Raw genomic sequence first — 19,426 nt, forward strand, 5'->3', positions numbered from 1 at the left:
GTTTTTCGTATGCAGCCAGGTGCTAGCCACTGCCACAGCCAGGTTCTAAAATGACCGTCATGTCTAACTCGAACTCTTCTCACCAGGCTGGCAGCCTCACGCATGCTGAAGCCATCGCCCGCACCCAGGCGATCGATCTCAGCTCCTACCATCTCCACCTCGATGTTTCGGGAGCACAAGACAACCTGACCTTCCCTGTAACCTCCCGAATCACCTTTAGCACCCAGGAGCCCGAGCTCTTTGTGGACTACCTCGGCGAGCAGGTTACGAGGGTCGCTGTGCAGGGCGAGGACGTAGAGGTCGACTTCCACGACAGTCGCATATACCTCCACGAGCTGCCGGTGGGAGAAGAGATCACCGTGGAAATCCAAGGTGTCTCTGCGTTCTCCCGCACCGGCCAAGGCATGCACCGCATGGTGGACAACGCGGACGGCAACACCTACCTGTACTCCCACTTGGAGCCATCCGATGCCCGACGCATCTTCCCGTGCTTTGACCAGCCGGATCTCAAGGCGGTCTTCTACACCACCATCACCGCGCCAGAGGGTTGGCAAGTGCTCTCCAATCAGCCGGAGGTGCGTCGCCAAGCAGCGGAAAACGCAACTGCCGCGAACGCTGTAACCGTGGAGTTCAACGAGACCCCACTGCTGTCCACCTACCTAACCTCCTTTGCCGCCGGTCCCTACATTGTTAAGACGCGCACCTGGCGCGACATCGAGCTCCGCGCCTTCGCGCGCGCCTCGATGGAGGGCTACCTCGATGACGAGATCCTGGAAATCACCGCTCAGGGCATGGATTTCTTCGACGAGGCCTACAAGTTCCCATACCCGTGGGGCAAGTATGACTCCATCTTCGTTCCCGAGTACAACCTCGGGGCCATGGAGAACCCAGGCCTCGTGACCTTCACCGAGACCTATCTTTTCCGCTCCCGCGCTACCCGTGCGCAGCGCGCGGGCCGCACGAACACCATCCTTCACGAGATGTCCCACATGTGGTTCGGCGATCTCGTCACCCCGCAGTGGTGGGATGACCTATGGCTCAAGGAATCCTTCGCCGAGTTCATGGGCGCAGATTCTTCTGTCGAGGCCACCGAGTACACCGAGGCATGGACCAACTTCGCAGGTCAGCGCAAGAACTGGGCGTACCTGCAGGATCAGCTGCCCACCACGCACCCCATCAAGGCAGACATCCCTGACGTTGACGCCGCCCGCCAGAACTTCGACGGCATCACCTACGCCAAGGGCGCTTCGGTGCTCAAGCAGCTGGTGCATTACGTGGGCCGCGAAAACTTCTACGCCGGCGCCCGCGACTACTTCCGCAACCATGCTTTTGCGGCCGCGACCTTCGACGATCTGCTCAGCGCCCTCAAACAACACACCGACCGCGACCTGGATGCCTGGTCCACCGCATGGCTCAAGACCTGGGGCCCGGACACCCTGACACCGGAGCTGCACGTTGAGGGTGACAAGATCACCGAGCTAGCGATCCTCGCCGAGGCAGAAGACCGCACGCGTCCGCACCGCTTGAACGCTGCGCTTTTCGACGCCTCCCTGCACAAGTACGCAGTCCTCGACATCGATGTCGCTGGCCCGCGCACGATTGTCGACGAGGCTTCCGGCCTGCAGGCACCGGCGCTGTTGTTGCTTAACGACGGCGACCACACCTACGCCAAGGTGCGCTTCGACGAGACCTCCTTGCAGACCATCCAGGACAAGCTCTCTGATATTGATGACGAGCTCTCCCGCGCGGTCATCTGGACTTCCCTGTGGAACCTCACCCGCGATGGCGAGTGGCCGGCCCAAAACTACGTCGACACCGTGCTTAAGCACGCCGTAGGGGAGGCTCCCTCCCTGCTCACCACTGCTTTGTCCAACGCCCAATTCGCGGTCAACCACTACCTTCCGGAGTCCCCGGATTATGCCACCCAGATCTGGGAGCTGCTGCAGCAAGCGGAGAAGGGCACGGATACGCACTTGCTGCTGACCCGCGCCGCTATCAATGCGCTGGGTAGTACCCCGGAGCCGGGCAACGACCGTTTGCGCGCAGTGCTTGACGACGCCACCGATCCCGACATCCGCTGGGCGGTGCTGCGTGCGCTCGCGGCACGCGAAGCGGTCTCCCAGGAAGAACTCGACGCCGAGAAGGAGCGCGACAACACTTTGACCGGTGCAGCTGCTTACCTGGGCGCTTCCCGCTCCTTCCCGGGCTGCAAGCGCGAGGTCTTCGACATGGTCCGCGAGCCGGGCGCCTACTCCAACGCAGAGGTGGATTCCTTGCTCGCCGCATTCAATGCGCCGCGTTCGAAGCACCTCACCGAGCCTTTTGCGGAGGAGTTCTTCCAGGTACTCGACAAGATCTGGCAGGAGCATCCGATCGAAATCGCCAATCGCCTGGTCCGCGGCCTTTATCCGGAGCTCGAGATGGCCGATGCCGCCACCGACGAATTCCTGCGCGAGGAGCGTCCGCGTGCGCTGCGCCGCGTGCTGCTCGAGTGCCAGGATCACCTGCGCCGCACCTTGCGCGTGAAAAATGGTCAATAGAGTAGACACTCTTCGCTAGCGTCCGGTAGAACCCCTCGGATAAAACAGGTTTAAGTACTTGTTGATCCGGGGGGAATCTACATGGCTGATCGCAGTGATCACGAACTTGTTGACGCATTCATAGCAGGGGATAACAAAGCCTTTTCGCTCATCGTGGAAAGACACCGTGCCAGGCTGACCATGGTGGCACGACGCTATACGCACAACGACACCGATGCGCAGGATGTACTCCAAGAAGCACTCTTGCGCGCAAGCTGCAACCTGCACAAATACCGCAGGGAATCCGCGTTATCTACATGGCTGCACCGTTTGGTGATGAATTCGGGATATGACTTCCTCAACCACCGAGCCAACCGCGAAAATGCTTCGCTGGACGTGGACTTTGTCGAAGATGACAGAAATCATCTCTTGGCTCACAACCCCAACGAGAACCTCGAGGACACACTGGCCGTCCGGGAGGCCATGGAGCTTCTCCACAAAGACCACCGCGAGGCCCTGTATTGGACCGACGTCGAGGGCTACGCCATCGCCGAAGTAGCTGCTTTCCAGGGAGTCGCTCCCGGCACCATTAAGTCCCGCCGCGCACGGGCGCGGCGAGCGCTTCGAGAAGCAATGCTGCAGGGAGCAAATACTTAAAAAGGAATAACGCTCCCTGACCTCTCGTTGAATGAGAGGTCACGTTTAAGCATCAACCCCGTTTCTGATACCCGTAATTTAACGTAGCGCGGGTAGGATCTGTGGGGTTGATCCAGCAGTACATTGCAAGGGAGTTATTTAAATGACCGTCCACGATGTCGCCATCGTAGGCTCCGGCCCTGCCGGTTACACCGCTGCGCTTTATGCCGCGCGCGCTGAGCTCAAGCCGATCGTATTCGAGGGTTTCGAGTACGGCGGCGAGCTCATGAACACCACCGAGGTGGAGAACTACCCAGGCTTTCAGAAGGGCATCATGGGCCCAGAGCTCATGGAGGAAATGCGCTCCCAGGCAATCCGCTTCGGCGCTGACCTGCGCATGGAGGTTGTTGACTCGGTCGAGCTCGAAGGCGAGATCAAGAAGCTGCACGTAGGCGACGAGGTCTTTGAGGCCCGCGCCGTCATCCTCGCCACCGGCGCCGCTCCACGCTACCTGGGCATTCCAGGCGAGGCAGAGCTTTCCGGCCGTGGCGTTTCCGCCTGCGCTACCTGCGACGGCTTCTTCTTCAAGGGTCACAACATCGCCGTTGTGGGCGGCGGCGACTCCGCAATGGAGGAAGCAACCTTCCTCACCAAGTTCGCTGAGACCGTCACCATCATCCATCGCTCTGAGAACTTCCGCGCTTCCAAGATCATGCTGGAGCGTGCAAAGGCCAATCCACAGATCAAGTGGGCTACGAATAAGACAGTGGAGCGTGTGATCGAGGGCGAAGGCAAGGTCGCCGGGCTCGAGATCAAGGACGCAATCACGGGTGAGGTTTCGACGCTGGACGTAACCGCAATGTTCGTTGCCATTGGCCACGATCCGCGCTCCGCCTTCCTTGAAGGCCAAGTCGCGCTCAACGAAGGCGGCTACGTCGTTGTTGATCAGCCTTCCACCAAGACCAACCTTCCGGGTGTCTTTGCCTGCGGCGACTTGGTCGATGACCACTACCAGCAGGCTATTACCGCAGCAGGCTCCGGCTGCCGCGCAGCCATCGATGCTGAACATTTCCTCGCAGAAAGCCGTTAAACATTCATGAGCAACGTAAAAAACGTAACCACCGACTCCTTCCGTACCGACGTAATCGAGTCCTCCGCCTCCAAGCCTGTCGTCGTTGACTTCTGGGCTGAATGGTGTGGCCCTTGCAAGAAGCTTTCACCAATCCTCGATGATGTCGCGGGCGAGCTTGGTGACGACGTCAAGGTCGTCAAGGTCAACGTCGATGAAGAGCGCACTCTTGGCGCCATGTTCCAGATCATGTCGATCCCTTCCGTGCTGATTTTCCGCAACGGTGAGAAGGTCGACGAATTTGTTGGACTTCGTTCGAAGTCTGACATCGTGGCGCAGATTCAAAAGCAGCTCTAGCTGGTAGCCTTATTCACATGCGTCTCAGGACGCACAGTATTAACACGAGAAAGGGGTAGGTGTGAATCGCGTCCTTCACATTGGCGACCAAAGTGTCCGAGTCGCTGAGGCACGTGCAACCCTCGCCCGCCTCGGCCTCATGAAGGATTACCAGGGAACTCTGTCCGACTGGAAACAGCAAAAGTACTCCGAGTCAGACAAAATCTTTGACGCCGAACTATCCGAGGTCATCAAGGCCTTCCAGCAGTCCCGCGGCATAGTGCCCAGCGGCGTCATTGATGATCTCACCCTTCGTGAGCTGCGCCAAGCGTCTTATACCCTTGGTGCACGCGTACTGGCGTACGAGCCGGGCAACGTTCAGGTTGGTGACGATGTCGCGCAACTCCAACAGCAGCTCCAGGAGCTTGGCTTTTATCAACAGCGTGTGGACGGTCACTTCGGCCCAGACACTCACGCGGCGCTGGCTGAATACCAATTGAACTACGGGCTGCAAAATGATGGTGTCTGCGGCCCCACGACCATCAATGCGTTGAGCCTGTTGGGGCGCCGCATCACGGGCGGTTCTGCACACAACATTCAGGAGCGCGAGCGAGTTCGCAACGCTGGCCCAAAGTTGGCCGGCAAGCGAGTGGTCATCGATCCTGCGCTCGGCGGTGCGGACAAAGGCCAACGCGTTAAAGGGCGCTTTGGTGAAATCAGCGAGGAAGACCTCTTGTGGGATCTTGCCGAGCGCGTCGCCGGCCGTATGATTGCCGCGGGCATGGAGACCATCATCTCCCGCCCTCGCACGGATAACCCCACCACTAAGGACCGCGCTGAGCTGGCCAACGCTTTCGGCGCTGATCTTGTCATTTCTTTGGCTTGCGACAGCTACCAAAATGACAAAGCTAACGGTGTTGCGACCTTCTACTTCGGATCAGAGCAGGGCAACTCCTCACTGATCGGTGAGACCCTCTCCGGCTTCATCCAGCGTGAGATTGTCGCACGTACGCCGTTGCAGAACTGCTGGAACCACGGTCGCACATGGGATCTGTTGCGTCTTACTCAGATGCCGGTTGTGCAGGTTGTCATGGGCTACCTCACCAACCCAGGTGACGTGGCTATCTTGACCAACCCACACATGCGAGATGACATCGCGGAGGCAATCGTTGTTTCCGTTAAACGTCTCTACCTGTTGGATGAGGACACCGCAGTAACAGGCACCTACAAGTTCGACGAACTACTGCGCGCCGAGAAGGCCTAAGCCCCCTTTGGCCAACGTGGGCCAAGGGCTTAGGCCAAGGCCCTAGCCAGCATATCTTCCACTGCCGCATCCGAAAGCAGATCGAATGCTGGTGGGAGATCAAGGCGCAGACGAGGCGTAATTGGGTGGTCTTGCACCACCATGAAACCCGCTGATTCGAGTGTTTCCACTGGAAGCAACCCGATGAAGGCGGGTTTTTCGCGTAGGAGGAACTCCGCTTCCTTGGCGTCGCGGTAGCCAAAAGCCTCGACAGCGCTGAAATCGCGCGAGGTAAGGTTCATCACCGCGGCGTCGAGAAGCACTGCTTCTAAACCCCGCGCCGCACGGTGCGATTTCACAAACAACGAGGACAAAATAGCCGCATCTTCAGATACCGGTGAGGAAGGAAGTTTCGCGGCACCTGGTGCGTACTCGGAAGGGCAAAAGAACACCGTGGCTTCATCGCCAACGGTAAGTCCACAGTCGCCGTGGCTGAGCAGCATCGCCGAGATCCAAGCCTCCTTCTCAAAGGCCGGATCAACGACGGCAGTTTTGAGCTCCCAGAAAACAGATCGAGCCGCCAAGGGGTTGATGGTCACCCCTTCCTTGACGGACTCGACCAGCATTACTTGCCCTCGATGAGCGCGAGGATGCGCTCAAAGTCTTCCTGATCTCCGAACTCCACGACCATCTTGCCCTTACGCTTACCCATGGTCACGGTGACCTTGGTGTCAAAGCGATCGGAAAGACGCTCAGCAGAGTCGGTGAAGTATTGCGGCTGGGCAGCAGCAGGCTTCCTTTCCTGCTGTGGCTTCTCGCCCTTCTTGTAGAGGGTTACAGCCTCCTCAGTAGCGCGCACGGAGAGGCCCTCTGCGATGACGCGGTTAGCCACGATCTCCATGGCCTCGGTGTCCGGAAGACCAAGAATTGCACGGGCGTGGCCGCCCGACAAGGTGCCGGCCGCAACGCGCTTTTGGACGTTGACCGGAAGCTTGAGCAGGCGAATCATGTTGGTCACCTGCGGGCGGGAACGGCCAATGCGATCAGCCAGCTCGTTCTGGGTGACACCGAACTCTTCCAGCAACTGTTGGTAGGCATGCGCCTCTTCCAGCGGGTTCAGCTGAACGCGGTGGATGTTCTCCAGCAACGCATCACGCAGGAGGTCGTCATCCTTGGTGTCGCGGACAATCGCCGGGATGGTTGCAAGCCCTGCCTTGGAGGATGCACGCCAACGGCGCTCACCCATGATGAGCTCGAAGCCGCCCTCATCAGCCGGGCGCACAACGACCGGCTGCAGGAGACCAAACTCCTTAATGGAGTGAACAAGCTCTGCGAGGCCCTCTTCGTCAAAGACGGTACGTGGCTGCTTAGGGTTCGGAATGATGTCACCGACCGCAATCTCACGGTAGGTGGCTCCGATGACGGAAGGCTTGGCCTGACGCTTTTTGGAGTTGGACTGCTGGATAGTCGGAGCACCCTTCACGCGGCGCTTATCACCAGCTGGACCGCCGGTAGCAGCACCAAGGATGATGTCAGCAGCGTCGTTGCCCAGGCGCGGCTTACGGGAGGGTGAATCAGGGCCGGAGGGAATAAGAGCTGCCAGACCTTTACCGAGTCCACCTTGCTTATGTTCTGCCATGCTTTATTATCCTTCCAATTCCGCGTAAATCTCTGGGCTAACACCAATGGCGCCAGTGGTGGGGTGTGGGCGATAATCACCGCGGGAATTCAGTTCCCGGGCCGCCGCCGAATAAGCTCGCGCACCGGTGGAGGTTGGGTCATATTGAATAACAGTCTTGCCATAACCTGGTGCCTCGGACACACGCACCGAACGCGGAATTACATTACCAAGAACTACGGCACCGAACTGTTCGCGCACTTCACTAGCCACTTGCTCGGCCAACTTCGTGCGGGCGTCATACATGGTGAGCAATACCGCGGAGATGTGTAGCTCCTCGTTGAGGTGCTCACGAATCATGGAGATGTTACCCAACAGCTGGCCCACCCCCTCCAGGGCGTAGTACTCACACTGAATAGGAATGATGACCTCTTCGGCACACGTCATTGCGTTGATGGTGAGCAAGCCGAGGGAAGGCGGGCAATCGATGAAAACGTATTCGAAGCCATGCTCCTCAAGGAAGCCCTTGTGCAGCGCGTCATAAAGACGGAACTCACGACGCACCAAGGAGACCATTTCGATCTCAGCACCCGCCAAGTCAATCGTGGCTGGGATGCAGAAGAGGTTAGGGCTGCCGGGGGAGGACTGCATAGCCTGTTCCGCGGTGCGGTCCCCGAGAAGTACCTCATAGCTAGAGTCAGTGCCCGAGGTATGAGCAGCACCCACGGCAGTGGAGGCATTGCCCTGCGGGTCCAGGTCGATCACCAACACTTTCTTGCCGGCTTCAGCAAGTGCCGCGGCAAGATTGACAGCCGACGTGGTCTTGCCGACGCCGCCCTTCTGATTCGCGATGGTGATAAGACGTGGATTAGTCATGCCGTCTACTCTAGTTCACGCGAGGGACACGGATGATAGTCGTGCCCTTAATGGTTGTGACCTCGGCTTTTCCGCCGCCCGCGCGTTTGATGTCAGCGGCGTCACGCTCCAGCTCCTCATGAACCGAGGAACCCTTGAGTGCAATCATCTCGCCGCCAATCTTCACCAACGGCAGAGACCACTTGGCGAGCTTGCCCAGCGGAGCGACTGCGCGGGAGGTAACGATGTCAGCACCCTTCACAGCCTTCTTCACAGGGCCTTCCTCGGCGCGGCCACGGATAACGGTGACGTTGTCGAGGCCGAGCATCTCCTTGACCTCTAGGAGGTAATTAGAGCGCTTGAGGAGTGGCTCAATCAAAGTGATGTCGAGATCTGGGCGGGCGATAGCCAGTGGGATGCCAGGCAGGCCTGCGCCACTTCCGACGTCGATGACGCGGGCGCCTTCCGGCATCACTTCGCCGATCACGGCGCAATTCAGGATGTGGCGATCCCATAGGCGAGGCACTTCGCGGGGGCCCATAAAACCACGAATGGACCCGTCTGTAGCGAGTGAATCGTGGTAAGTCTGCGCGAGGTGCAGACGGGAGCCAAATACTTCAGACGGGTCCAATTCGGACACTTAAAACTCCTGTGTGAGGTTGTGTTTAGTTGTTGTTGCTGTTCTTGCGCTGCTTCTTGGTGCGGTTGTCCTTCTTGCGAACGCCCGGCTTAGGAGCAGAGGTGCGCTTAAGCTCAGCCTTAGCAGCCAGCTCGCGCTCTTCTTCCTCGTCCATCTTCTTGTACACGATGCGAGTCTGGAAGAAGGTCCAGACGGTATTGGCCAACATGTAGAACAGCAAACCAATAGGCCAAATAGCACCGGAGAAGACCAGCATGCCTGGCATGACCCAGAGCATCATCTTGTTCATGATGGCCATCTGCTGCTGCATCATCTCCGCGTTCTGACCCTGCGGGGCGGCAGTCTTACCGGAAGCACGGCGTGCCTCCTGGCGGTTGAGCGACATACGGGCATTGAAGTGGGTCAAAACCGCAATGATGACAATCAACGGAACGATGATGACCGCTGCCTGCGACATCGTGATGCCCTGCTGATCCAGAATCGGCGAGTTCACGCGCAAGTTAGCAATCAGCGGAACGCCAAAGATCTTGGCGTCCAGGAACTGCTGCACCAATTCCGGCTTGAAGATGTAGTTCGCAGTGTTCGCGTTGGCGTCGACGCTCATCGGCTCGCCTGCTGGGTGTCCAATGCCACCTGCGACCTGAACCGTACGGTCGAAGGAGCGCAGAACGTGGAACAGACCAATGAACATTGGGATCTGAGCTAAGACTGGCAGGCAGCCTGCCATCGGGCGAACGCCAGATTCCTTGTAGATGCGCTGCATCTCTTGCGCAGCCTTGGTTTGGTCATTCGCGTACTTGGTACGCAGCTCCTGGATTTGCGGCTGGATTTCCTGCATCTTGCGGGACGAGCGCAGCTGGGTAATGGTTGGCTTGACCATCACAGCCTTCAGTGTCCACGTCAGCAAGACAATGGATAGAATCCACGTGATGCCCTGGGCGGGATCCATCACGAAGCTCAACAGCCAGTGCCAGAACCAGAGGACGGCCGAGATTGGCCAGTAGATGAAATTAAGCAAGGATTTTCCTCAGTTGTTGTTCGTGCCGGGTACAGGATCAAATCCTCCCGGATGCCAAGGGCCGCATTTGCAGACCCTAGCGATGGCCATGCCGGTGCCTTTGAAAGCTCCGTGAACGGAGAGTGCTTCAAGGGCATAGGCACTGCATGTCGGTTCAAAACGACAGGTGGAAACCATCTTAAGGGGTGACAGATACTTTTGGTAGAAGCGCACCGCCTTCACCATCGGTTTTGCCGCCCCATGCGCGTGCGGTATTTCCTCACCGGAGGAATTTAGATATCCCATTTGCGCAGTGCCTTACGGATATCTTTTGCGAGTTGCTCACTAGAGGCCGCTGCGCTAGCAGGAAGCGCCCGGATGACAATGTCGGCGGTGGGAGGGAGGGCGTCGAAAAGCGACATGCACACATGCCGAAGCCGCCGGGAGGTGCGGTGGCGAACCACTGCGTTCCCGACGGCTTTCGAGACCACAAGTCCGAATCGCGGGCCAGAGGCTGCGATGTCGTGACTTAAGTCTTGGCTTTTGTTGTTACGGTAGTGCACAACAACAGTGCGTGTACCCGCCCGGCGCCCGCCCTTAATCGTCCTGCGGAATTCCGCGGGTGAGGTGAGCTTATGCTGGGCTGGAAGCACGATTATGCCGACAGCTTTGCGCGGCCCTTCTTACGGCGAGCTGCGACGATTGCGCGACCTGCACGGGTGCTCATGCGGGTGCGGAAGCCGTGCTTACGAGCACGACGACGGTTGTTGGGCTGGAAGGTACGCTTACCCTTTGCCACGATTATCTCCTTGAAGTTGTGCGCAGGGCTCCGGGAAGTAAATTCCTGAGCCCCACTGATGAATGGTTGCGTGAGTGGTTAGTAACCCTCGGATGGGTTCACCCTCACGCGCAACATCGGTTTGTTGCGATAGACCATGACAGATTACGTGACGAATGCACCCTGAAACAAATCGACACCCGGGTGTACCCAGAATTACAAAGATGTTTTTATCTGCAGCTAAACGGCTACTTTGCGGGGTCAGAGCACATACGGCGGCTTGCATTTTAAGTTCACGCCGTGCAAGCGCCGAAAAGCGTTAGACAGTCCCGCTAACTCGGCGGTAAAACTAAAGAATCGAATTCCACAGCTACCCACAGACTGTGAATAACTCTAAATCTACACTTTAGACTTTTTGCATTTTAGCAGCTAAAGACCCTAAAGTACCCTATAGCGAGTTATCCACAGCTATCCGATAGGCTGTGGATAAACAATTCATCCACACTTGTGGATAACTCTGTGGAGATCGAGGTCGTACCGCAAATCCCAATGTGGATACTTCCGTGAAATTCACTGTTATTTTCTCCGTCCAAACTAGGGTCCCACACTAGGGTCCACACAAGGTAGGCGCTTTGTCTGATCAACAAGCGGTGCTTAACGCCAGCTGGCGAGCAGTAGTCGAAGACCTGCTCGCTCAATCTGAGAAACCCAACTCAGATGTACCGAACTTTAACCACACGCAGCGGCTGTACCTGCAGCTCGCGCGACCCATCATGATGATGGATGGTTATGCGTTGCTGGCAGCACACAACGAAACGGCCAAATCCGTCATCGAGAATGACTTAGGTCCGCACATCTCGCGCGCCCTCGCACGCCATTTGGGTCGCCCATGTTCACTCGCTGTAACTCTGGCGAACCCGGAGGATGACGCAGCGCTTAACGACACCGCCAGCACTCAAAGCCAGCCTCAAAACCAGGCGCCGTTTCAGTCATCTGCTTCGACGCAGCACTACGGGCAGCACTCTGTGCCGCAACCTAACCAGCAGCAGGTTCAGCGTCCCATCCAGCAGGAAGCCAACCAAACACAGCCACCAGCCTGGCAAACCAGCCACGCTCCGGCCAGCTTGGATGAGCTTGCCAATCACTACAACCAGCAACAACACTCCAATGCCCGCATTCCGCGCGAGGCACCGGCTCATGATCCCAATAGGGAAGAGTCGCTGAACCCGAAGCACACTTTCGAAAATTTCGTTATTGGTTCTTCAAACCGCTTCGCCAATGGCGCGGCCGTGGCCGTGGCTGAGAACCCTGCGCGTGCCTATAACCCGTTGTTCATTTGGGGCGGTTCTGGCCTGGGTAAGACTCACCTTTTGCACGCTGCCGGAAATTACGCGCAGCTGCTGCATCCGGGCCTGCGCGTGAAGTACGTATCCTCTGAGGAATTTACGAACGACTACATCAACTCCCTGCGAGATGACCGCCAAGAGTCATTCAAGCGCCGCTACCGCAACCTCGACATCTTGATGGTTGATGACATTCAGTTCTTGGAAGGCAAGGAGTCCACGCAAGAGGAGTTCTTCCATACCTTTAATGCGTTGCACCAGGCCAACAAACAAATCATCTTGTCCTCCGACCGTCCGCCAAAGCAGCTGACCACCCTGGAGGATCGCCTGCGTACCCGCTTCGAGGGCGGCCTCATCACGGACATCCAACCGCCAGATCTCGAAACGCGCATTGCGATTTTGATGAAGAAGGCTGCCGCGGATGGCACGGAAGTCGATCGCTCGGTGCTCGAACTGATTGCTTCGCGCTTTGAATCTTCGATTCGTGAGTTGGAAGGCGCGCTCATTCGCGTCTCTGCTTATTCCTCCTTGGTCAACGAGCCGATCAGCTTGGAGATGGCAGAAATTGCTCTGCATGATCTCGCTCCGGACTCCGCGGGTCGCGAAATTACAGCAACCGCCATCATGGAGGTCACCGCAGAGTACTTCAATATCGACGTCGAGACCCTGCGCGGTGCTGGAAAGAAGCGCGCCGTCGCGCACGCGCGTCAGCTCGCCATGTACCTGTGCCGCGAGCTCACTGAATTGTCATTGCCCAAGATCGGTGATCAATTCGGAGGCAAGGACCACACCACTGTTATCTATGCAGACCGCAAGATCCGTAAGGAGATGACAGAAAATCGCAATACCTATGACGAGATCCAGGCGCTGACCCAACGCATCAAGAATCACAGCCACTCTTAGTTCTGTATTCGGTGTTCTGTATTCGGTGTTGAGTATTCACCGCCAGCTTCTGTTTAAAACCGCCCGCCACCTGCCTAGGTGGCGGGTTATTTTTTATCCACAGCGTTATTCACAGTTGTGTAATTTCATTGTTGTAATTCGTAGATCTTCCTCACAAATTTCTTTTCCACAGCGCATTCCCGCTGATCAGGAGCCTGTGATCAGCGCTGTGATCAAATTCCACAATTCTGGGGATAGGTTGTGGATAAAACCGACACCCGCCCAGTTACTCACAATTTTTGTCATTTGATCACACAGATCCCACAACTCAGATCACAACGCTGATCAGTGCAAAGAGCTTGTCATTTACAGGGTTATCCACAGATCTCACAACGGTTATTACTACTACTAACTAAATTCTCTGATCTATGAAGTAAAAAGAGGATGTGTGTAATTCGACGCTCCGCTGGGCCCAAGGCCCAGAGCAAAGAGTGAATTACAAAAGTCTGTCGTGTCGGAGCTATGCGGTAAGTTGGAAACAGCTTTTGTGACTTACAAAAACACCGCGTTAGAACGCCTCACCACAACAACCCAGCAAGGAGCTCGTCGAGACCATGGACCAATCTGTGTCATTTCGTGTTGCCAAGGATGATCTGGCCAACGCAGTTGCTTGGGTAGCCCGCAGCCTGCCCTCCAAGGTGACGCAGCCAGTGCTTCGCGCAATGCTGATCACCGCGGATGACAATGGTTTGGAATTCACGGGCTTTGATTACGAGGTTTCCACCCGCGTCCGCATCGCTGCCATGGTCGATGAGCCAGGCCGCATCGCCGTTGCAGGAAAACTCCTCGCGGACATCGTTGCCTCTCTTCCGAACAAGGAGGTGGAGATGACTCAGCAGGACTCCAAGGTGCTGCTGACCTGTGGTTCTTCACGTTTCGAGCTGCCTGTCATTCCGCTTGATGATTACCCGCAGCTGCCAGTCTTGCCCGAGGTCACCGGCACGGTGAACCCACAGCTCTTCGTTGAGGCCATCAGCCAGGTTGCCTCTGCAGCAGGCAAGGATGACACCCTGCCTATGCTCACCGGTGTGCACATGGAAATCCACGGCTCTCACGTAGAAATGACAGCCACTGACCGTTTCCGCCTGGCCATGCGCACCTTCGAATGGGAGCCCACCTCACCTGACGTCGAGGCCAAGCTCTTGGTCCCTGCAAAGACCTTGCAAGACACCGGCCGCTCCCTGGATACTCACCTCAACATCCCGGTTGAGATCGCGGTGGGTACCGGTGAGAACATCGGCGCTGAAGGCCTGTTCGGTCTGCACGCAGACAACCGTGAAACCACCACTCGCATGCTCGATGCAGACTTCCCCAACGTCTCCCCGCTGCTGCCAAAGACGCACACCGCTATGGCAAGCATCGAGGTTGCGCCGCTGCAGGAAGCCATCCGCCGTGTGTCCCTGCTGACTGACCGCAACGCGCAGATCCGCATGGAGTTCTCAGAAGGCCAGGTCACCCTGGCTGCTGGTGCAGATTCCGGTAAGGCCGATGAGACCCTGCCATGCGCTTTCACCGGCCGCGATGAATTCGTCATCGCCTTCAACCCGAGTTACCTGAAGGACGGCTTGGCCGTCGTTCATACCGACCGTGTTGTCTTCGGATTCACCGAGCCTTCCCGCCCAGCCATCATGATCCCAGAGCCGGAAGAGATGCCTTTGGCAGATGAAGATGGAGTCTTTCCAACCCCGGAGACTAACTTCACCTACCTTCTCATGCCGGTTCGCTTGCCAGGTTAATGTTCATCCGCGAACTCGACGTCCGGGATTTTCGCTCGTGGCCTGAGCTCAGCATTGAGCTCGGCCCGGGAATCACGTTGTTCGTCGGACGCAACGGCTACGGCAAGACCAACATCGTCGAGGCCATTGGATACGTAGCTCATTTGTCCTCGCACCGCGTCAGCCATGACGCGCCGTTGGTGCGACAAAGTGCAGTAAATGCACGCATTTCGACGACGGCCGTAAACCAGGGCCGAGAGCTGACTGCCCATCTGCTCATCAAGCCGCATGCAGCCAACCAAGCGCAGATCAACCGCACGCGGCTCAAGAGTCCGCGTGAGTTACTCGGCGTGGTTAAGAGCGTGTTGTTCTCCCCGGAGGATCTTGCGCTCGTGCGCGGCGAGCCCGCTGAGCGCCGCACCTATTTGGACAACATCATTGCGTCGCGCACCCCGCGTTTAGCAGGCGTAAAGGCCGATTATGACAAGGTCTTGAAGCAGCGCAATGCGCTGCTGAAGTCGGCGTCGTCAAGCTTGCGTCGTGGGTACGGGGACAGCGATGGTGCCTCGGCCTTAGCCACCTTGGACGTGTGGGATGCGCAGCTGGCACGTCTCGGTGCGCAGGTCATCGAGGCACGTTTGGCGCTTGTCGACGCCCTGTCGGAACTCATTCCTTCCGCCTACGCAGGTCTGGCGCCGGAGTCGCGGCCGGCTCATATCGAGTACAAGTCCACCATCGATGTTTCTGATCGGGAAGTTCTGGAAGCCGTGATGCTGACAGAACTTGCTGCTAAGAGGCAGCGTGAGATCGAACGCGGAGTTTCCTTGGTGGGGCCGCATCGCGACGATTTGGTGTTGAACCTTGGTACGCAACCCGCCAAGGGCTTTGCCAGCCACGGCGAGACGTGGTCATACGCCATTTCTTTGCGCTTGGCCGAGTTCAATTTGTTGCGCCAAGATGGAACCGACCCGATTCTCATCCTTGATGATGTCTTCGCTGAGCTGGACGCCAAGCGCAGGGAAAAGCTCGTGCATCTTGCTGCAGAGGCCGAGCAAGTGTTAATTACCGCTGCCGTTGATGAAGATCTGCCGGGCAACCTGGAACCCATCGTGCGCTACGAGGTCACGGTGACAGACACCGAGGATGGCAGAATTTCTGAAATTTCAAAAGTTGATGACCAAGTGAGTGGCGATGACTGATCCCGTCAAGGACTTCTTTGATCGTGTGCGCGCGAATTCCAAGAACGCGCCAAAGCTCAACAGACCTGCGCCAAAGATGAACGTCGAGGCTCCCAAGGAGCAACGGAAATATCAGGTGGGAAGGCCCACTGGACCCGATGGCCGGCGCCTGCGCCGCAGCCTCGACGTCCCTAGTCTCGGGGCCGCATTGAGCAAGGAAATCTCCCGCCGTGGCTGGGAGAGTGATCTTGCCGATGGATGGGTCATGGGCAACTGGACCAATTTGGTGGGGGAGCGGATCGCCGCCCACACAAAGCCCGAGCGCATCAAGGATAAAGTGGTTTATATTTCCTGTGATGCTTCCGTTTGGGCCACCGAACTGCGATATCTGCAGCGCCAGATCCTTAAGAAAATTGCGGAGCGCTTAGGTCCCGATGTCATCGTTGAGCTGCGGATTCAGGGGCCAAAGCAGCATCGAAACTACCAAGGCCGGCAGTGGGTAAAGCCCCAAGGATCGCAAGATACTTACGGATAGGCTATAAAACTCGGATCGAAAAATCGGGCTAAATTCCGCCCTCTGACTGGTGTGGAGTGCTCTTCAGTAGGGGGACACCGTGTAGAATGGCTAAAGTCTTAGATTTTGCTATAGCCAAAAGGAGTACACGTTTCCGTGGCTGAAGAACACGCATATGATGCCGGTTCAATTACCATCCTGGAAGGCCTCGAGGCCGTCCGCAAGCGCCCGGGTATGTACATCGGTTCTACCGGTGTGCGCGGTCTACACCACCTCATTTGGGAGGTTGTAGATAACTCGGTGGACGAGGCAATGGCTGGCTATGCCACCAAGGTCGTCGTCAAGCTGCTCGCTGACGGTGGCGTCGAGGTCATCGATGATGGCCGCGGCATTCCTGTTGAGATGCACGCTACCGGTGCTCCAACCGTCCAGGTTGTTATGACCCAGCTGCATGCCGGCGGTAAGTTCGACTCTGATTCCTATGCCGTTTCCGGTGGTCTGCACGGTGTCGGTATCTCCGTCGTGAATGCACTGTCGACCCGCGTCGAAGCAGAGATCAAGCGCGATGGAAAGCACTGGTACCAGAACTTCTCTAACGCTATTCCTGATGAACTGGTCGAGGGCGGAAACGCGCGCGGAACGGGTACCACCATCCGTTTCTGGGCTGATCCAGAGATCTTCGAGACCACCGAGTATGACTACCAGACCATTGCTCGCCGTCTCCAGGAGATGGCCTTCCTGAACAAGGGTCTGACTATCGAGCTCATCGACGAGCGCGTGACCAAGGAGCAGCTCGAGCTCGAGGCAATCGCCGATGCTGAGTCTGGTGAGACCGCTCTCGAAGCTGAGTCCTTCGATGACATTGACGTTGACGCTGAAGCTGATGGTCCGAGCGAGGAAAAGCCGGCAAAGAAGCTGCAGAAGAAGGTTGTCTACCACTACCCAGACGGCCTGATTGACTACGTAAAGCACCTCAACAAGACCAAGACCTCCATTCACCCGACCATCGTGGCTTTCGATGTCAAGGGAGAGGATCACGAGGTTGAGGTGGCGTTACAGTGGAACCAGGGCTACAAAGAGTCTGTTCATACCTTTGCGAACACCATTAATACCCATGAGGGCGGTACTCACGAAGAGGGCTTCCGCGCTGCGTTGACCTCCTTGATGAACCGTTACGCCAAGGAACACAAGCTCATCAAGGAAAAGGATGGCAACCTTTCTGGTGAGGACTGCCGTGAGGGTCTCTCCGCAGTCATCTCGGTCAAGGTCGGTGACCCACAGTTCGAGGGCCAGACTAAGACCAAGCTTGGTAACTCTGAGATCAAGGGCTTTGTCCAGCGTGCCGTAAACGAGCACGTCAACGATTGGTTCGATGCTAACCCGGCTGAGGCAAAGGCCATCATCAACAAGGCTGTTTCCTCCGCGCACGCACGTGTTGCAGCGCGTAAGGCCCGTGAGATGGTGCGTCGCAAGTCTGCAACGGACCTGGGTGGTCTGCCCGGTAAGCTCGCTGACTGCCGTTCCAAGGACCCGAAGATTTCGGAGCTTTACATCGTGGAGGGTGACTCCGCAGGTGGTTCCGCAAAGGCAGGCCGTGATTCGATGTTCCAGGCAATTTTGCCGCTGCGCGGCAAGATCCTGAACGTGGAGAAGGCCCGCATGGACAAGGTTCTGAAGAACGCCGAGGTCCAGGCAATCATTACTGCTCTGGGTACCGGTATCCACGAAGAGTTCGACATTGAGAAGCTGCGCTACAACAAGATCGTGCTGATGGCCGATGCCGACGTTGACGGCCAGCACATCGCAACCCTGCTGCTGACACTGCTCTTCCGCTTCATGCCGCAGCTGGTTGAGGATGGCCACGTCTACTTGGCTAATCCGCCGCTGTACAAGCTCAAGTGGGGCAAGGGTGAACCTGGCTACGCCTTCTCTGACGACGAGCGCGACAAGCTGCTCGCCGAGGGCCTGGAGAACAACCGCAAGATCAACAAGGATGACGGCATCCAGCGTTACAAGGGTCTGGGCGAGATGAATGCGTCCGAGCTGTGGGAGACCACGCTCGACCCGTCCACCCGTATCCTGCGCCGTGTCGACCTTGAAGACGCGCAGCGTGCTGACGAGCTCTTCTCCATCCTCATGGGTGACGATGTCTCGGCTCGCCGTTCCTTCATTACTCGCCGCGCGAAGGACGTTCGCTTCTTGGACGTTTAATTTTAGGTGTTCGGACCTGCACGCAGACCGATAAAGCTAAAGGCCTTGTAGAAACATGATCTACAAGGCCTTTAGCTTGTTTTAGCGGTTAATACGTCTTACAGTTCCACGTCGATTCCGGGAAGCGTGACGCTCTCGGAAAGGTCAGCATGGCCCGGCTCAACGTTGAAGATGGAGCTAGACGGTGCCGATTGGGCGTCGATAAGCACCTGCTCAATTACCTCTGCCGGGATGGATTCCGGCAGGTAGGCACGGGCAGAGTGGCGGCTGCGGATGAATTCAGAATAGTTATTGCTTGAAGTCATGCGGGCCAGACTACACCCCTTTAATGCATGTGCTTTTGTAGGATGCGGCCGAACTCAGGGACGTGAGGCTCAACGATCTTGGAGACCTTGTTGCGCAGAGAGTTGTAGGCCTTAGCCAGGGCCGCGTTGTTGATCTGATCGGCGTTGCGGTCTGCCACGTTCATCAAGGAATCCGTGACCCGCTTGTCATTGCCGCCGAGGTAGGAGCCAAAATCATCCTGTGCGGAAGACTGGAATTCCTGCCAGTAAGACTCCAGCTCACCGAGCAGATCTGGGAGCATGCGGTTGATGCCCTTGGAAACGATGTCGGAGTCGACCTTCTTTGCCGCGGAAACCGCGCCCTTGATGGCCATGCCGGTGATACCGGACTGCTCAGCGACGACCTTGTCCACCAAAGAGACGAGTTCTGCCACCACAGCAGTGCGGATGGGGGTTTCCAGGAGCTGGGAAAGACTAGACATGCGCCTAATCCTACTGAAGCTGCAAGGTTTCGGAGGTGGCGCGTTTGAGAGAAGCTGGGCAGTAAT

At 57.2% G+C, this 19,426-nt stretch carries 20 protein-coding genes; 10 read left to right on the plus strand and 10 right to left on the minus strand.

Annotated elements, in window-relative coordinates:
• Positions 1–59: 59 nt before the first annotated feature.
• From pepN to HMPREF3148_RS12740, 5 genes are all read left to right on the plus strand, one after another.
• Complete coding sequence (gene pepN / locus HMPREF3148_RS12720; protein WP_070509296.1) at positions 60–2,540, plus strand: aminopeptidase N; 2,481 nt, start codon at positions 60–62, stop codon at positions 2,538–2,540.
• 81 nt (positions 2,541–2,621) lie between these two features.
• Positions 2,622–3,176 (plus strand): sigma-70 family RNA polymerase sigma factor, encoded by a 555-nt coding sequence (locus HMPREF3148_RS12725; protein ID WP_005530716.1) that lies wholly within the window; start codon positions 2,622–2,624, stop codon positions 3,174–3,176.
• Between the two features lie 142 nt (positions 3,177–3,318).
• Positions 3,319–4,245 carry a thioredoxin-disulfide reductase gene (gene trxB, locus HMPREF3148_RS12730; protein WP_005530714.1) on the plus strand — a complete coding sequence of 309 codons (927 nt, stop codon included), beginning with the start codon at positions 3,319–3,321 and terminating at the stop codon, positions 4,243–4,245.
• 6 nt (positions 4,246–4,251) lie between these two features.
• A complete protein-coding gene (trxA, locus tag HMPREF3148_RS12735; protein WP_049064447.1) occupies positions 4,252–4,581 on the plus strand; it encodes a thioredoxin in 330 nt (109 codons plus the stop codon).
• Positions 4,582–4,642: 61 nt separating this feature from the next.
• Entirely contained in the window at positions 4,643–5,824 is a 1,182-nt protein-coding gene (locus HMPREF3148_RS12740) for an N-acetylmuramoyl-L-alanine amidase (protein ID WP_005530710.1), read from the plus strand.
• Positions 5,825–5,853: 29 nt separating this feature from the next.
• On the opposite strand, the gene HMPREF3148_RS12745 is transcribed toward HMPREF3148_RS12740, so the two are convergent.
• From HMPREF3148_RS12745 to rpmH, 8 genes are read right to left on the minus strand one after another with little or no spacing between them, the layout of a single operon-like run.
• The gene (locus tag HMPREF3148_RS12745; protein ID WP_005530708.1) at positions 5,854–6,429 is read right to left on the minus strand and encodes a hypothetical protein; all 576 of its coding nucleotides are present in this window, start codon (positions 6,427–6,429) and stop codon (positions 5,854–5,856) included.
• Positions 6,429–7,442 carry a ParB/RepB/Spo0J family partition protein gene (locus HMPREF3148_RS12750; protein ID WP_049064449.1) on the minus strand — a complete coding sequence of 338 codons (1,014 nt, stop codon included), beginning with the start codon at positions 7,440–7,442 and terminating at the stop codon, positions 6,429–6,431. The genes HMPREF3148_RS12745 and HMPREF3148_RS12750 overlap by 1 nt, the downstream gene beginning before the upstream one ends.
• A 6-nt stretch (positions 7,443–7,448) precedes the next feature.
• The gene (locus tag HMPREF3148_RS12755) at positions 7,449–8,297 is read right to left on the minus strand and encodes a ParA family protein (protein ID WP_049160470.1); all 849 of its coding nucleotides are present in this window, start codon (positions 8,295–8,297) and stop codon (positions 7,449–7,451) included.
• A 10-nt stretch (positions 8,298–8,307) separates the two neighbouring features.
• Positions 8,308–8,916 carry a 16S rRNA (guanine(527)-N(7))-methyltransferase RsmG gene (gene rsmG, locus HMPREF3148_RS12760; protein ID WP_034657290.1) on the minus strand — a complete coding sequence of 203 codons (609 nt, stop codon included), beginning with the start codon at positions 8,914–8,916 and terminating at the stop codon, positions 8,308–8,310.
• Positions 8,917–8,941: 25 nt separating this feature from the next.
• Positions 8,942–9,934 (minus strand): membrane protein insertase YidC, encoded by a 993-nt coding sequence (gene yidC / locus HMPREF3148_RS12765; protein WP_005530700.1) that lies wholly within the window; start codon positions 9,932–9,934, stop codon positions 8,942–8,944.
• Positions 9,935–9,943: 9 nt separating this feature from the next.
• Complete coding sequence (gene yidD, locus HMPREF3148_RS13400) at positions 9,944–10,159, minus strand: membrane protein insertion efficiency factor YidD (RefSeq protein ID WP_005530697.1); 216 nt, start codon at positions 10,157–10,159, stop codon at positions 9,944–9,946.
• 47 nt (positions 10,160–10,206) lie between these two features.
• A complete protein-coding gene (gene rnpA, locus HMPREF3148_RS12770; protein ID WP_034657288.1) occupies positions 10,207–10,566 on the minus strand; it encodes a ribonuclease P protein component in 360 nt (119 codons plus the stop codon).
• A gap of 2 nt (positions 10,567–10,568) precedes the next feature.
• Positions 10,569–10,712, minus strand: a complete 144-nt coding sequence (rpmH, locus tag HMPREF3148_RS12775; RefSeq protein WP_005530694.1) for a 50S ribosomal protein L34 — start codon at positions 10,710–10,712, stop codon at positions 10,569–10,571.
• Between the two features lie 611 nt (positions 10,713–11,323).
• Here rpmH and dnaA point away from each other — a divergent pair.
• From dnaA to gyrB, 5 genes are all read left to right on the plus strand, one after another.
• A complete protein-coding gene (gene dnaA, locus HMPREF3148_RS12780) occupies positions 11,324–12,937 on the plus strand; it encodes a chromosomal replication initiator protein DnaA (protein WP_005530692.1) in 1,614 nt (537 codons plus the stop codon).
• 593 nt (positions 12,938–13,530) lie between these two features.
• Positions 13,531–14,712 carry a DNA polymerase III subunit beta gene (gene dnaN / locus HMPREF3148_RS12785; protein ID WP_005530690.1) on the plus strand — a complete coding sequence of 394 codons (1,182 nt, stop codon included), beginning with the start codon at positions 13,531–13,533 and terminating at the stop codon, positions 14,710–14,712.
• On the plus strand, positions 14,712–15,890 hold the full coding sequence (gene recF, locus HMPREF3148_RS12790) for a DNA replication/repair protein RecF (RefSeq protein WP_049064454.1): 1,179 nt from the start codon (positions 14,712–14,714) through the stop codon (positions 15,888–15,890). Before dnaN ends, recF begins: the two co-directional genes overlap by 1 nt.
• Positions 15,883–16,404, plus strand: coding sequence for a DciA family protein (locus HMPREF3148_RS12795; RefSeq protein WP_049064461.1), 522 nt, complete (start codon positions 15,883–15,885; stop codon positions 16,402–16,404). The genes recF and HMPREF3148_RS12795 overlap by 8 nt, the downstream gene beginning before the upstream one ends.
• A gap of 135 nt (positions 16,405–16,539) precedes the next feature.
• Complete coding sequence (gyrB, locus tag HMPREF3148_RS12800) at positions 16,540–18,594, plus strand: DNA topoisomerase (ATP-hydrolyzing) subunit B (protein WP_005530684.1); 2,055 nt, start codon at positions 16,540–16,542, stop codon at positions 18,592–18,594.
• A gap of 98 nt (positions 18,595–18,692) precedes the next feature.
• Here gyrB and HMPREF3148_RS12805 read toward each other — a convergent pair whose 3' ends face one another.
• Positions 18,693–18,899, minus strand: coding sequence for a nitroreductase family protein (locus tag HMPREF3148_RS12805; protein ID WP_005530682.1), 207 nt, complete (start codon positions 18,897–18,899; stop codon positions 18,693–18,695).
• Positions 18,900–18,919: 20 nt separating this feature from the next.
• The gene (locus HMPREF3148_RS12810; RefSeq protein ID WP_005530680.1) at positions 18,920–19,360 is read right to left on the minus strand and encodes a DUF6918 family protein; all 441 of its coding nucleotides are present in this window, start codon (positions 19,358–19,360) and stop codon (positions 18,920–18,922) included.
• Positions 19,361–19,426: the final 66 nt, after the last annotated feature.

Source organism: Corynebacterium sp. HMSC05D08, from assembly GCF_001807215.1.
Lineage (GTDB): Bacteria > Actinomycetota > Actinomycetes > Mycobacteriales > Mycobacteriaceae > Corynebacterium > Corynebacterium striatum.